6 protein-coding genes are annotated in these 13,330 nt (G+C 70.8%); 2 read left to right on the top strand and 4 right to left on the bottom strand.

Features of this window, described 5'->3' with window-relative positions; all coding sequences use genetic code 11:
- Nucleotides 1–19: 19 nt before the first annotated feature.
- From ACFTZB_RS34010 to ACFTZB_RS33995, 4 genes are all read right to left on the bottom strand, one after another.
- Entirely contained in the window at nt 20–442 is a 423-nt protein-coding gene (locus ACFTZB_RS34010; RefSeq protein WP_328286597.1) for a nitroreductase family deazaflavin-dependent oxidoreductase, read from the bottom strand.
- 98 nt (nt 443–540) lie between these two features.
- Nucleotides 541–2,193, bottom strand: a complete 1,653-nt coding sequence (locus ACFTZB_RS34005) for a (2,3-dihydroxybenzoyl)adenylate synthase (RefSeq protein WP_378438470.1) — start codon at nt 2,191–2,193, stop codon at nt 541–543.
- A 36-nt stretch (nt 2,194–2,229) separates the two neighbouring features.
- Nucleotides 2,230–3,000 (bottom strand): SDR family oxidoreductase, encoded by a 771-nt coding sequence (locus tag ACFTZB_RS34000; RefSeq protein ID WP_378438468.1) that lies wholly within the window; start codon nt 2,998–3,000, stop codon nt 2,230–2,232.
- Complete coding sequence (locus ACFTZB_RS33995; RefSeq protein WP_378438466.1) at nt 2,997–4,139, bottom strand: isochorismate synthase MenF; 1,143 nt, start codon at nt 4,137–4,139, stop codon at nt 2,997–2,999. Before ACFTZB_RS33995 ends, ACFTZB_RS34000 begins: the two co-directional genes overlap by 4 nt.
- A gap of 180 nt (nt 4,140–4,319) precedes the next feature.
- Between ACFTZB_RS33995 and ACFTZB_RS33990 the strand changes: the two genes are divergently transcribed.
- Both ACFTZB_RS33990 and ACFTZB_RS33985 read left to right on the top strand, forming a co-directional pair.
- Nucleotides 4,320–12,149, top strand: coding sequence for an amino acid adenylation domain-containing protein (locus ACFTZB_RS33990; RefSeq protein ID WP_378438464.1), 7,830 nt, complete (start codon nt 4,320–4,322; stop codon nt 12,147–12,149).
- Nucleotides 12,150–12,253: 104 nt separating this feature from the next.
- Entirely contained in the window at nt 12,254–13,291 is a 1,038-nt protein-coding gene (locus ACFTZB_RS33985) for an ABC transporter substrate-binding protein (protein WP_378438462.1), read from the top strand.
- Nucleotides 13,292–13,330 lie beyond the last annotated feature (39 nt).

Here is a 13,330-nt window from a genome sequence, read left to right as displayed (position 1 = left end):
CTTCAGCTGCGACGGCAGGTCACTCGAGCACGAAGACCGGGATCCGTCGTTCGGTCTTGGTCTGGTACTCCGCATACGGCGGAAAAGCGGCCACCGCCAGCTCCCACCAGTGCTCGCGCTCGGCGCCGTCGATCTCACGCGCGGTGAGGTCGCGAACCGTCGCCCCGTCCTGCACCGAGATCTGCGGGTGCGCCTTCACATTGAAGTACCACGACGGGTGGCCGGGTGCGCCGCCCTTGGACGCAACCATCGCGTACCTGCCGTTTTCCTCGACCCGCATCAACGGGACGTAGCGCTTCTTGCCGGACTTCGCCCCGGTGGTGGTGAACAGGACGATCGGACGGTCCAACACCTGGACGCCGTCGGTCGTACCCTGTTCCAGGATCTTCTCGGTCTGGTCACGTACCCACCCCTCGGGGCTGAGTTCTGGTTGATCGCTCATACTCATCGCCAACGCCTCCGAGGCGCTCGCCATTCCACGGTGCGCGAAAACCCTCGACGAATCCGTGCCGGCGTCACTCGGGTTGGTGGTAGCCGACGTCACGACGTGACGAACGTCTTCTCCAGTGCCCGGCGCAGTTCCGACTTGCTGATCTTGCCGACGCCGGTGACCGGGAACTCGTCGACGAACACCACCTTGTCGGGCACCTTGTAGTCGGCGAGTCCGCGGCCGCGGACGAACTTCTTGAGTTCGACGGCCTTCGGCTGCTCGCCCTGGACGACGACGAACGCGCAACTGCGTTCGCCGAGGTACTGGTCGGGCATCGACACGACCGCGACGTCGGCGACGGCCGGGTGGGCGAGCAGATGGTTCTCGACCTCTTCCGCGGCCACCTTCTCGCCGCCGCGGTTGATCTGGTCCTTCGCGCGGCCCTCGACGACGAGGTAGCCGTCGTCGGTGAGGCGGACGATGTCGCCGGTGCGGTAGAAGCCGTCCTCGGTGAACGCCGTCGAATTGTGTTCGGGGGCCCGGTAGTACCCGCGGATGGTGTACGGGCCGCGGGTGAGCAGATGACCGGACGTGCCGCTGGGGACGGGTTCGCCGTGGTCGTCGACGACGCGCACCTCGTCGTCGGGGCTGATCGGCCTGCCCTGGGTGGTGACGATCGTGTCTTCCGGGTCGTCGAGCCGGGTGTAGTTGACCAGGCCCTCGGCCATCCCGAAGACCTGCTGCAGGGTGCACCCGAGTTCGGGACGCACCCGCTTGGCGGCCTCGGCGCTGAACTTGGCGCCGCCGACCTGCAGCACCTCGAGGCTCGAGATGTCCCGTTCCGTGCGGGCGGCGGCGGACAGCCACGCCAACGCGAGCGGCGGCACCAGCGACGCGATCGTGACGCCCTCCCGCTCGATGAGCGCGAACGCGGTGTCGGGGCTCGGATCCGGGGCGAGCACCACACGACCGCCGGCGTGCAGCACGCCGAGGATTCCCGGGGAGCTCATCGGGAAGTTGTGCGCCGCGGGGAGAACGACCAGCAGGCGGGTGTTCTCGTCGATGCCGCAGATGCGGTCCGACTCACGCACCGAGTACAGATAGTCGGTGTGGGTGCGCGGGATCAGCTTCGACACCCCGGTGGTTCCGCCGGAGAGCTGCAGGAACGCCACGGATTCCGGATCTGCCGCCGGTTCGTCCGAGATCGGTTCCGCCGATCGCAGTTCGTCGAGGGAGGTGAACTCCTCCGCGTCGCCGGCCACGAAGACTTTCGGTGGGTTCTCCGCCGAGGCCACCACGTCGCGGGCGAGTGTGCGGTAGTCGAAACCGCCGTGCGTGTCGGTGACGACGTAGGCTGCGGCGTCGGCGAAACTGCAGAAGTAGGAGATCTCCTGCGAGCGGTGCGCGGGCAACGCGAACACCGGCAGGGCTCCGAGCCGGAAGACCGCGAAGATCACCTCGACGTACTCGACGATGTTCGGCAGTTGCACCACCACCCGGTCGCCGGGTTGCACCCCCGACGACTGCAGTCCGGCGGCGAGCCGGTCGGCGCGGTCGGACAGTTCCCGGTAGGTGAGAGCGCGGTCGGTTCCGGACGCGTCCGGTCCGGTCACGGCGATCGCGTCCCCGAATCGCTCGGCGCGGGCGCCCAGGAACTGCTGGAACGTCTCGTCCGTCCAGTACCCGGCGGCACGGTAGCGTGCGACGAGTTCGGCGGGATAGCCGGTGGTGGTCTCCAGGGGAGCGCGAACGCTCGTGGTCATCGAAAGTCCTTTCACGGGCATGGCTGTTCGGGGCCGTCAGGCTTGGAGGGTAGCGCCGCCGTCGACGTAGAGCGCCTGCATGGTGATGTGCCGCGCCCGGTCCGACAGGAGGAACTCGACCGAGTCCGCGATGTCGGCGGCGTCGGCGATGCGGCCCAGCGGGATGCCGACCTTGAACGAGCTCAGGTCGCCGTCGATCGCGCCGCGCGCCCCGCTGTCGTCGGCGGGGTCCGACCACAGGGACCGCTGCATCGCGGTGTCCGTCGAGCCGGGGGCGACGATGTTGGCGCGGATCCCGTATTCGGCGAGTTCGAGGCCGAGCACCCGGACGATCATCGCGACGGCGGCCTTGGACGCGCCGTACGCGCCCATCCCGGTGCGGGGGACGCCGGCGGCGTTGGAGCCGACCACGACGATGGAACCGGCTGCCCGGTCCCGCATTCCGGTACCGACGGCCCGCAGCACGTTGACGAGGCCGGTGACGTTGACGTCGAACACGCGCTGCCAGCTCGCGGGATCGGCGTCGAGCACCGACCCGGTCTCGAGCACACCCGCCACGTGGGCGAGTGCCGTGATGGGACCGTGCTCGTCCTCGACCCGACGGACCGTGTCCGTTACCGCGGCGGCGTCGCGGATGTCGGTGACGGCGGTGTCGAGCGGCGGGGTGTCGAGCAGTGCGGCGGTGGCGGCGAGGCCGTCGGCGTCCCGATCGAGCAGTACCAGGCGGTGACCGGACCGCGACAGGGTGGCGGCGGTGGCCCGCCCGATGCCCTGGGCCGCCCCGACGACGAGTGTGGTGCCGCTCATCGGGGAAGTCCCAGTGCCGCGAGGACGGTGCCCAGTTTGGTTGTGGTCTCGGCGAGTTCGTCGTCCGGCTCGGACGCGGCGACGATGCCGCCGCCCGCGTACGCCGTGACGGTGGTGCCGTCGGCGTCGATCTGCGCGCACCGGATGGTGACCATCCATTCGCCGTCACCGTCGGCGTCGGCCCAGCCCACGGCGCCGGCGTAGAAACCGCGGTCGCCCTCGAGTTCGCCGATCAGCGCACGCGCGGCGTCGGTGGGGGTACCGCACACGGCGGGTGTCGGGTGCACGGCGACGGCCAGATCCAGCGCGGTCACGGAGCGGTCCCGCAGCCGTCCCGCCACGGGTGTGCCGAGGTGCCACAGTTGCGGTGTGCTGGTGAGGGTGGGCCGGTCGGGGATGTCGAGTTCGGTGCAGAACGGTTCGAGGCTCGCGCGCAGCGCATCGACGACGAGGGCGTGCTCACGCAGGTTCTTCTCCGAGGAGGCGAGGTTCTCCGCTGTCTTACGGTCGATCTCGGGGTCAGCGTGCCGGGGCGCCGAGCCGGCGAGCGGATGGCAGGTCACGGTGTCGCCGCGGCGGCAGATGAGGACCTCCGGGCTCGAGCCGACGAGGTGCCGACCGGACCAGCCGGGGCCCGCGGCGCCGAGATCGACGCTGAAGCCGTTGCCGCCGAGGTCGTTTGCGACGAGCCGGGCGAGCAGCGTGTGCGGGTGCAGCGGTTCTTCGGCGTGCAGGACGACCGATCGGGCGAGCACCACCTTGTGCAGTGCCGCCTCGGGTTCGCGCAGCACGTGAATTGCGGCGGCGACGCGGGCGAGGTGCTCGTCCTCGGGCGGTACCGACACGCCGGGGCGCACGTGCGGAAGCGTCTGCAGGCGAGGAGTCCAGCTTCCCGGGTGATGTCGCAGCGTCTGCGGTGCGACCAGCGCGGCCGGATGCGACGGGTCGAAGGCGAGCGCGCCGGCCACCGAGGTGACGGCGCCGCTCTTCAGGGCCGCGGCGGCGTCACGGGCGGAGTCGAAACCGGTGCGGATGCCGTCGGCGATCACGGTGCCGTGCGGGCGGGAGAGGACGAACGGCGCGCCCGGCGGAAGATCCGCCGAAGTCTCTGCGGACTCGGCAACGGCCGTCGATTCCATGTGTGATCACCTCTCGATTACGGACAACTCGGACACTCGGTGCGGTGGGGGCACCGCGACCCAGACCTTATACGGTAAGGCTAACCTTTGGTATTGTTCCTATTCGCCCGGCGCTCGCTTTGCAGGCCGTGATGTCCATTCGGACAGTTGAATTCGTCACCGAGAAGAGGATGTCAATTCATGTCGACCGCCGCAGTGCCCTTGACGCGCGCCCAGTCGGGCGTATGGTTCGCCCAGCAGTTGACCCCGGACAACCCCGTGTTCAACACGGCGGAATGCATCGAACTGCGTGGATCCGTCGACCTGGCCGCCGCTGCCCGCGCCGTGCGCGGTGCCGCCGACGACGCGGAGGTTCTCACCGCCGGTTTCGGCGTGGAAGCCGACGGAACCGTGTTCCAGTATCCGGGAGCCCGCCCGCTCGCCGAACCCGTGCGCGTCGATCTGAGCCACTCCGATGACCCGTGGGCCGCCGCGCAGCAATGGATGGCCGACGACGTCGCCGGCGTCATCGATCCGCTCACCGACCCGTGTGTGCGTGCCGCACTGCTCGTCCTCGCCGACGACTGGGTGGTCGTGTATCTCTGCGTCCACCACCTGGTGATCGACGCCTACGGCTTCGGCCTCTTCTCCCGGCGGATCGCCGAACGCTACACCGCGGACCTGCGCGGCGACGACGTGCCCGCGTCGAAGTTCACCCCGGTCGCGCCGGTCGTGCAGGAAGAACTCGACTACCGGGACACCCCGGAGTTCCTCACCGACCGCGAATTCTGGTCCGGCTACCTGTCCGACGTCGACGAGGCCGTCCTCCTCGGCGGGGAGAGCGAGGACGACGTGTCCGGCGGGATCGCCCGCCGGTCGCGCGCCGTGCGATGGACGCTCACCGCCGACCAGCAGCGGGGTCTCAGCGCCGTCGGCAAGGCGGTCTCCGCCAGTTGGGGTGACGTGGTCACCGCGACCGTCGGCGCCTATCTGCGCGCCGCCACCGGCCGCTCCGACCTCACGATCGGCTTCCCGGTGATGAACCGCCTCGGCAGCGCGTCGATGGGCGTGCCCATGTCCGCGGTGAACGTCGTTCCGCTCCGGCTGCAGCCGACGGCCGCACACACACTCGGCGATCTGATCGGCGACGTCCGCTCGGCAGTGGCCGAGTGCCGGTCCCACTACCGGTACCGCGGCGAGGACATTCAGCGTGACCTGCGGCTCCCCGCCGGGTCCCGCGGGGTGATCGGACCGTCGATCAACGTCAAACCGTTCGGAGATCGGCTGCTGTTCGGCGACATTCGCGGTGGGGTGCACTCGGTGGCGCGCGGGCCGCTGCAGGACTTCATGGTGACGGTGCGGCCGCTCGACGCCGTCGGCGGTCTCGAGGTGTGGGTCGACGCCGACGCCGACACGTTCACCGCGGCCGACCTCGATCTGCACGCCGACCGCCTGCAGCGGCTCGTCGCGGCGGTGGCGGACCTGCCGGACGGCGCCGGGCCCGCAATTCTCCTCGCCCGGCTCCCGATCCTCTCCGACGCGGAACTGCGGCGGGTACTGCACGAGTGGAACGCCTCCGACCTGCCGGTTCCGCCGGGACTGACCCTCGTCGACCTGTTCCACGCCGTCGTGGACCGCGACCCGGACGCCCCCGCGGTCGTCGACGCGAACACCACGCTCACGTACGGCGAACTGGAGGCGCGGGTCGGCCGGCTGGCCCGGCACCTGCTGTCGCACGGGCTGGGAGAGCATCGCCGGGTAGCCGTCGCGCTGCCCCGGTCGGTCGACACGATCGTGGCGCTGTTCGCGGCACTCGAGGCCGGCGCGACCTGCATTCCCCTCGACCCCGACCATCCGGCCGAACGCCTCGGTCACGTTCTCGCCGAGACGGAGCCGGGATGCATCCTCACCGCCGGCGACGCCACAGTGCGCATCGCCGAGATCGCCGCGGCGGCAGGTCTGCCCGAACCGGTGGTGCTCGACGACGCAACCCTCGGCGCGACGCTGGCCGCGCTTCCGGGGCACCGTCTGTCCGACCTCGAACGGGGACGCCGGATACACGACCTCGAAACCGCCTACATCATCCACACCTCCGGTTCCACCGGGCGGCCGAAGGGCGTGGAGGTGCCGCATCGCGGTGCGGTCAACCTGTTCCACAGTCACCGCCACCACGTCTTCTCCCGGGCGTGCGCGGCGGCGGGGAAGTCCCGGCTGCGCGTCGGTCACGTGTGGTCGTTCTCGTTCGACGCGTCCTGGGGCCCGCACCTGTGGATGCTGGGCGGGCACTCCCTGCGCATCGTCGACGAAGTGACCCAACGCGATCCGGATCAGCTCGCCCTCCTCGCCCTGGCCGAGGGCTGGGACTTCGTGGAACTGTCGCCGTCGCAGCTCGAGCAGGTGATCGACGCCGACCTGTTCCCCGCAGGCAGCGTGCCGACGGTCGGATTCGGCGGCGACGCAGTCACGGACCGGCTGTGGGAGCAACTGCGCAACAGGCACGGCGAGGCATTCAACTTCTACGGGCCCACCGAGGGCACCGTCGACGTTCTCGTCGCCGCCGTCGCCGACAGCGCGACCCCGGTGATCGGGCGGCCCGTCGCCAATCTCCGCGCCTACGTGCTCGACCACAGCCTCGCCCCGGTCCCGCCCGGGGTGGACGGCGAACTCTACGTCACCGGTCCGGGCGTCGTGCGCGGCTACCTCGGCGCCCCCGGACTCACGGCGGGCCGGTTCGTCGCGAACCCGTTCCCCGGTGGGGAGCCCCGCATGTACCGCACCGGCGACATCGTCCGGTGGGCACCCGACGCGGACGGGGGCTCCGCGCAGATCGTGTACCGCGGACGCGGCGACAACCAGGTGAAGATTCGCGGATTCCGGGTGGAACTCGGCGAGGTCGAATCCGCGCTGACCCGGCTGCCGGGGGTGACGCGCGCCGTCGCAGTGGCCCGCACCGACGGCAGCGGAGTGTCGCAGCTCGTCGCGTATCTGCTGATCGACGACGCCGCGGACGCCGCGGCATTCGACGTCGCGGCGGCGCGGGCGCAGGTCGGGCAGTGGCTGCCGGCGTACATGGTGCCGTCCGCGTTCACCGTCCTCGATGCGCTGCCGCTCACGTCCAACGGCAAACTGGACCGTAAGGCGCTGCCGGACCCCGACTTCGGATCGCTGGTCACGTCCCGGCCGCCGTCCACCGACCTCGAGGCCGGACTGTGCGACATCGTCGCCGGCGTGCTCGGTCTGCCGTCCGTCGGCATCGACGACGACTTCTTCCTGCTCGGCGGGCATTCGCTGTCCGCGGCGAAGGTCATCGCGCGGGCACGGGACCGGCTCGGTGTCGAACTGAGCATCCGCACCGTCTTCGACAACCCGACCGTCGTGGCGATGGCGGCACAGTGTGCCCGCGACGCGGCCGGACCGGGCCGCCCGCCGCTGGTCCCGGTCGCGCGCACCGAGACGATGCCGCTGTCGTTCGGGCAGCAGCGGCTGTGGTTCCAGTTCCGGTTGGAGGGGCCGAGTCCCACGTACAACGTGCCGGTGACGATGCGGTTGCACGGCACCGTCGACGACACCGCCCTGCGCGGCGCACTCGCCGACGTCCTCGCCCGGCACGAGACGCTGCGCACCGTCCTGACCGACGTCGACGGCGTGGGCTGCCAGCGCGTGCTGGCCGACGTCCCGCCGCCGCTGGTCGTGGAGAACGTGACGGCCGCGGAACTCGACGGCAGGCTCGTGGCAGCCGCCCGGCACGGCTTCGACCTCGAGACCGAGATCCCGATCCTGCTGCGACTGTTCGGCGTGTCGCCGGAGGAATCGGTGCTGCTGCTGCTCGTGCACCACATCGCGAGCGACGAACTGTCCACACCGATCCTGTTGCGTGACCTGGGTGCGGCGTACGAGGCGCGCACCGGACGCCGCACCGTCCGGCCCGCACCGCTGCCGGTCCAGTACGCCGACTTCGCGGTGTGGCAGCGCGACCTGCTCGGCGACCCGGACGACCCGGACAGCCTGTCCGCCCGGCAGATCGGCTACTGGAGCGAACGGCTCGCCGGGCTGCCCGAGGAGCTGACACTGCCCGTCGACCGGAGCCGCGCCCCGGTCGCGACGTTCGAGGGCGCACACGTCGAGCACACCCTCTCGCTCGACACCGTCACGGCGCTGCGGGCCCGCGCCCGCGACGCGGGCGCGACGATGTTCATGCTCGTGCACACCGCCGTCGCGGTCGCGTTGTCGGGTAGTGGTGCGGGCGAGGACATTCCGATCGGAACCCCCACCGCGGGCAGGCCGAGCACGGAACTCGACGAACTGGTCGGGTTCTTCGTCAACATGGTGGTCCTGCGCACCGACCTGTCCGGCGACCCGACGCTCGCCGAGTTGCTCGGCCGCGTCCGGGCGACGGACCTCGCGGCGTACGCGCATCAGGACGTGTCGTTCGACCGGCTGGTGGAGGCCCTCAACCCGGAGCGCAGCGCCGCCCGGCACCCGCTGTTCCAGGTGCTCGTGCAGCACCAGGCGCCGCCACCGATCAGCCTGTTCGAGGAGTTCTCGCCGGAGGTGTCGTTCGTTTCGAACGACACGGCGATGTTCGACCTGACCTTCGACGTGATCGACGAACCGGACGGATCGATGCGCGTCCGTGTCGATTACGCCCGCGACCTGTTCGACGCCGCGACCGCCGACGCTCTCGCCGCGCGCACCGTCCGCGTGTTCGAGGCGCTCGCCGCGGACCCGGATGTCCGGGTGTCGGCGGTGGAACTGCTGTCCGGGCAGGAGCGGTCGTGGCTGCGCCGGGGCGGCGTGGACATCGACGGCGCCGCCGTCACGGATATCGACGGCGCCGCCGTCACGAACATTGACGCCGTCACCCTCGACGTGCTGTTCGCCCGACAGGTGGACCGCACACCCGACGCGCCCGCCCTGGTCGGCGGGGACCGGGAACTGACGTTCGCGGAACTGGATGCGCGGGCCAACCGGATCGCACGGCACCTGATCGACGGCGGCGTCGGACCGGAGTCCGTGGTCGCGCTGATGCTGCCCCGCGGGATCCCGGTGATCGTCTCGATCCTGGCCGTCTGGAAGGCGGGCGGCGCCTATCTGCCTCTCGACCCCGAGTACCCGGCCGACCGCCTCGCGTACATGCGCGCCGACGCGACACCCGCTCTCGTGCTGGATCAGGCGACATTCGACGCGTGGTCGGCGAGCGACGCGGCCGACACACCGATCGCGCCGCACGAACGCCACGGCACCACGACCGCCGACAATGCCGCGTACCTCATCTACACCTCGGGTTCGACCGGACAGCCCAAGGGTGTCGTCGTCCCGCACCGCGGTGTCGCGGCACTGCTTGCCACACAGCGCGAACGCACCGTCGGGGACGCGTCGGCCGAGCGGCTGCGTGTGTTGCTCACGTATTCACTGGCCTTCGACTCGTCGGTCGATCCGCTGCTGTCGATGCTCGGTGGTCACACCCTCCACCTCCTGGAGTCGGAGCTGCTCGCGGACTCGGCGGGCATCGTCGACTACGTGCGGCGCCACCGCATCGACGCGGTGGACTGCGTGCCGCTGCTGATGAGCGAACTCCTCGCGGACGGGCTGATCGACGCCGCCCACCACCGTCCCACCGTGCTCGCCGTCGGCGGCGAAGCCGTACCCGCAGACCTGTGGGCGGCGCTCGGCGACGCGGCGGCCGACGGCATCCGGTCGCGGAACATGTACGGGCCCACCGAGGCCACCGTCGACGCCGCCGTCGCGGACATCCTCCCCGGCGCCCGGCCGACGATCGGCACCCCCGTCGTCGGGGGCCGCGCGTACGTCCTGGATCGGCGACTGCGGGCGGTGCCGCCCGGTGTGCCGGGCGAACTGTACGTCGGGGGACCGGGCGTGACCCGCGGTTACCTCCGGCGTCCGGGCCTGAGTGCCTCGCGCTACGTGGCCGATCCGTACGGCGGCCCGGGTGAACGCCTCTACCGGACCGGGGATCTGGTGCGATGGTCCGCGGACCGGACGCTCGAGTACCTGGGCCGCGCCGACGACCAGGTGAAGATCCGCGGATTCCGCGTCGAACTCGGTGAGATCGAGCAGGTCCTGGCCCGGCATCCGGGGGTGGACGCGGCCGTGGTCGTGGCCAGGGAGGACGATCCCGGCCGCAAACGCCTCGTGGCGTACGCGGTGGGGCGCGACCTCGACGCGGAGGCGTTGCGCGCGCACGTCGCGGCCGCGCTGCCCGACTACATGGTGCCCGCCGCGACCGTCCTGCTCGACAGCCTGCCGGTGACCCCGAACGGCAAGGTCGACCGGAAGGCGCTGCCCGCGCCGGACTTCTCGGCGCTCGGCACGTCGCGGGAGGCCGCCACGGATCTCGAGCGCCGGCTGTGCGCGGTCGTCGCGGAGATCCTGCGGCTGGACAGGGTCGGGCCCGACGACGACTTCTTCGTGCTCGGCGGCGACAGCATTGTCTCGATCCAGCTGGTGTCGAAGGCGCGGGACGCCGGATTGCGGTTCACCGCGCGGGACGTGTTCGAGCACAAGACCGTCGCCGGACTGGTGCGGGTGCTGGAGATCGACGCGGCCGAGGTGGACGAGGCCGCGCTGGAAGCGTCGGCGGCGGGCCGGATTCCGGCCACCCCGATCGTGCACGACCTGATCGAGCGGGGCGGCCCGTACACGCGGTTCGCGCAGTCCCGGCTGCTGACCGCACCGGCAGGCCTGACGGCGGAGGCGCTCGAGGCCGCGGTGCAGCGGGTGCTCGACATCCACGACATGCTGCGGGCCCGGTTCGACGGTACGGAGTTCGACGTGCCCCCGGCCGGCGCCGTCCGGGCCGCGGACGTCGTCTCGCGGGTGGACATCGCCGGTCTCGGGTCCGCCGAGCAGGACCGCGTCGTCGCGGAGGCCACCGAACGTGCCTACGCGGCCCTCGATCCCGGGGCCGGGGTCATGGTCCGGGTGGTGTTCTTCGACGCGGGCGGCGGCGCCGGCGGCCGGGTCCTGATGGTGATCCACCATCTGGTGGTGGACGGGGTGTCGTGGCGCATCCTGGTGCCGGACCTCGCGGCGGCCTGTGCGGGGGACCCGATTTCGAGGGCGGGCACGCCGTTCCGGCTGTGGTCGACGGGGCTCGCCGAGCAGGCCGCGGACCGCGACGGGGAGCGGCCGCTGTGGCAGCGCGCGACCGCGGACGGCGCGCACCGGGTCCGGCTCGCCTCCGGCCCGCTCGATCCGCGGCGCGACACCATCGACGCCACCGCGCGGATCCAGGTGGAGGTACCGTCTTCGGTGACCGAGGCCCTGCTGACGACGGTGCCGGAACGCTTCCACGCGAAGGTCGACGACGTGCTGCTCACCGCGCTCGCGTTGACCGCAGCCCGGCACGGCGGCGGCGCCGTCCCGGTGGACCTCGAGGGCCACGGACGTGAGGAGCAGGCCGTTCCCGGTGCGGATCTCGCCCGCACCGTCGGCTGGTTCACCACCCTGTACCCGGTGCTCCTCGACGCGCAGGGCATCGATCTGGGCGATGCGTACGCCGGCGGCGCCGCGGCCGGTGCCGCCCTCAAACTGATCAAGGAACAGCTGCGCGAGATACCGGACAGCGGAATCGGATTCGGCATGTTGAAGTATCTGCACCCGGGTGGGAGTGCGGGGGAGGCGGATTCGGTGCCGCCCGAGATCGGATTCAACTACCTCGGGCGCTTCACGCTCGGTGAGACCGACGGCGGAGACTGGTCGACGGCGCCGGAAGGGGCCGCGCTCGGTGGGGCCACCGACGTGGCCATGCCGGTCAGTCACGCGCTGGAGATCGGTGCGCTGACGGAGGAGTCGGACGACGGACCGGTGCTGCGCGCCACCTGGGGGTACAGCCCGGCCGTCCTGTCGGAGGCCCTCGTCACCGAACTGGCCGAGGGCTGGGTGGCCGCGCTGACGGCGCTCGCCGGGCACGCCGGTCTGGAGACCGCGGGCGGGTACACGCCGTCGGATCTGACTCTGGGCGAATTGGATCAGTCGGAGATCGACGAATTCGAGCTCGAGTTCCAATGACCAAGAGTGGGTAAATCGTAGGTATTGGCGAGGATGGCTGCTTCGGATAGCCTAACCAACCGAGCCCGGGCAACTGTCCGGCAATTCGAGATGCGGAGTGGGTCATGCAGTTAAAGGAACTGTCGCGGTTGCGCCAGGCGGTGGTTTTGGGTGCGACGGCAATCTTGGCCGTCGGAGTCGTGGGCTGTAGCAGCTCCGACGACAGCGCCGGCAGCGACTCCGGCGCCACCTCCTCGGCGGCCGCGAGCTCCGAGAAGCGGACGTTCGAGGCGCAGAACGGCGCGATCGAGATCCCGGCCGAGCCGCAGAGCATCGTCGCCTGCGGGTACGCGGTCCTTCCGCTGATCCAGGCGAAGGCGAACCTGTCCGCGGTGTGCGAGTGGACCCGCGAGGTCGACAACATGGACGCCGAGACGAAGGCGGCGTACGACGCGTTGCCGAAGGTCGCCCAGGACGCGGACATTTCGACCCTCGACTACGAGGGTGTGTCCGCCGCGGACCCCGACCTGATCATCATGGGCGTCCCCGCCCGTGCACAGTCGATGGTCGACATGGCCAAGCTCCAGTCGCTCGCCCCGGTCGTCTTCCTCGGACCGAAGGCTCCCGGAGAGTGGCGCACGCTCGGCGAGCAGTTCGCCGACGCCGCCGGTGTCTCCGACAACTACGGCGAGTTCAAGCAGCAGTACGACGACAAGGCCGGGCAGATCGCCGCGAAGTACAAGGATTCGCTCGGCACGCTGACGTTCGGCGGTGTCTGCGACAGCTGTGCCGGGGACCCGGGCGAGTTCTACCGTGAGTTCACGTCGTCCTACACCACCAACCTGTTCGACGACCTCGGGCTCCAATTCCCCGGTCAGCCTGCCGATCCCGCGGACGTCCACGGTGAGTTCGTGTCGACCGAGCAGATCGCGGCCAGCCTCGGCAACGTCGACGTCATCGTCTACGGCGTCGGCCCCGACGGCCAGGTCAGCCCCGAACTGCAGGCCCTGATGGACTCCCCGCTGTGGAAGTCGCTGCCCGCCGTCCAGGCAGGCAACGTCGTGCCCGTCAAGCACGCTCTGGCGGCCACCTACCAGACCGCCCTCCTCGCACTCGATTCCATCGACGAGGGACTGTCGAAGTTGCCCGCCAACAAGCAGTAACGCAGGCGCGTTCGGCCCCCGGGTCCATCGGGCCCGGGG

Origin of the sequence: Rhodococcus sp. NPDC057014 (genome assembly GCF_042673295.1) — a bacterium.
Taxonomy (GTDB): domain Bacteria; phylum Actinomycetota; class Actinomycetes; order Mycobacteriales; family Mycobacteriaceae; genus Rhodococcus_F.
Note: the sequence above shows the minus strand (reverse complement) of the source record. Positions and strands in the feature narration are given on the sequence as shown.

Excerpts from the sequence above, each read along its gene's own strand:
- ACFTZB_RS34005 (WP_378438470.1), bottom strand. The coding sequence starts at position 2,193 with ATGACCACGAGCGTTCGCGCTCCCCTGGAGACCACCACCGGCTATCCC.
- ACFTZB_RS34000 (WP_378438468.1), bottom strand. The coding sequence starts at position 3,000 with ATGAGCGGCACCACACTCGTCGTCGGGGCGGCCCAGGGCATCGGGCGG.
- ACFTZB_RS33995 (WP_378438466.1), bottom strand. The coding sequence starts at position 4,139 with ATGGAATCGACGGCCGTTGCCGAGTCCGCAGAGACTTCGGCGGATCTT.
- ACFTZB_RS33990 (WP_378438464.1), top strand. The coding sequence starts at position 4,320 with ATGTCGACCGCCGCAGTGCCCTTGACGCGCGCCCAGTCGGGCGTATGG.
- ACFTZB_RS34010 (WP_328286597.1), bottom strand. The coding sequence starts at position 442 with ATGAGCGATCAACCAGAACTCAGCCCCGAGGGGTGGGTACGTGACCAG.
- ACFTZB_RS33985 (WP_378438462.1), top strand. The coding sequence starts at position 12,254 with ATGCAGTTAAAGGAACTGTCGCGGTTGCGCCAGGCGGTGGTTTTGGGT.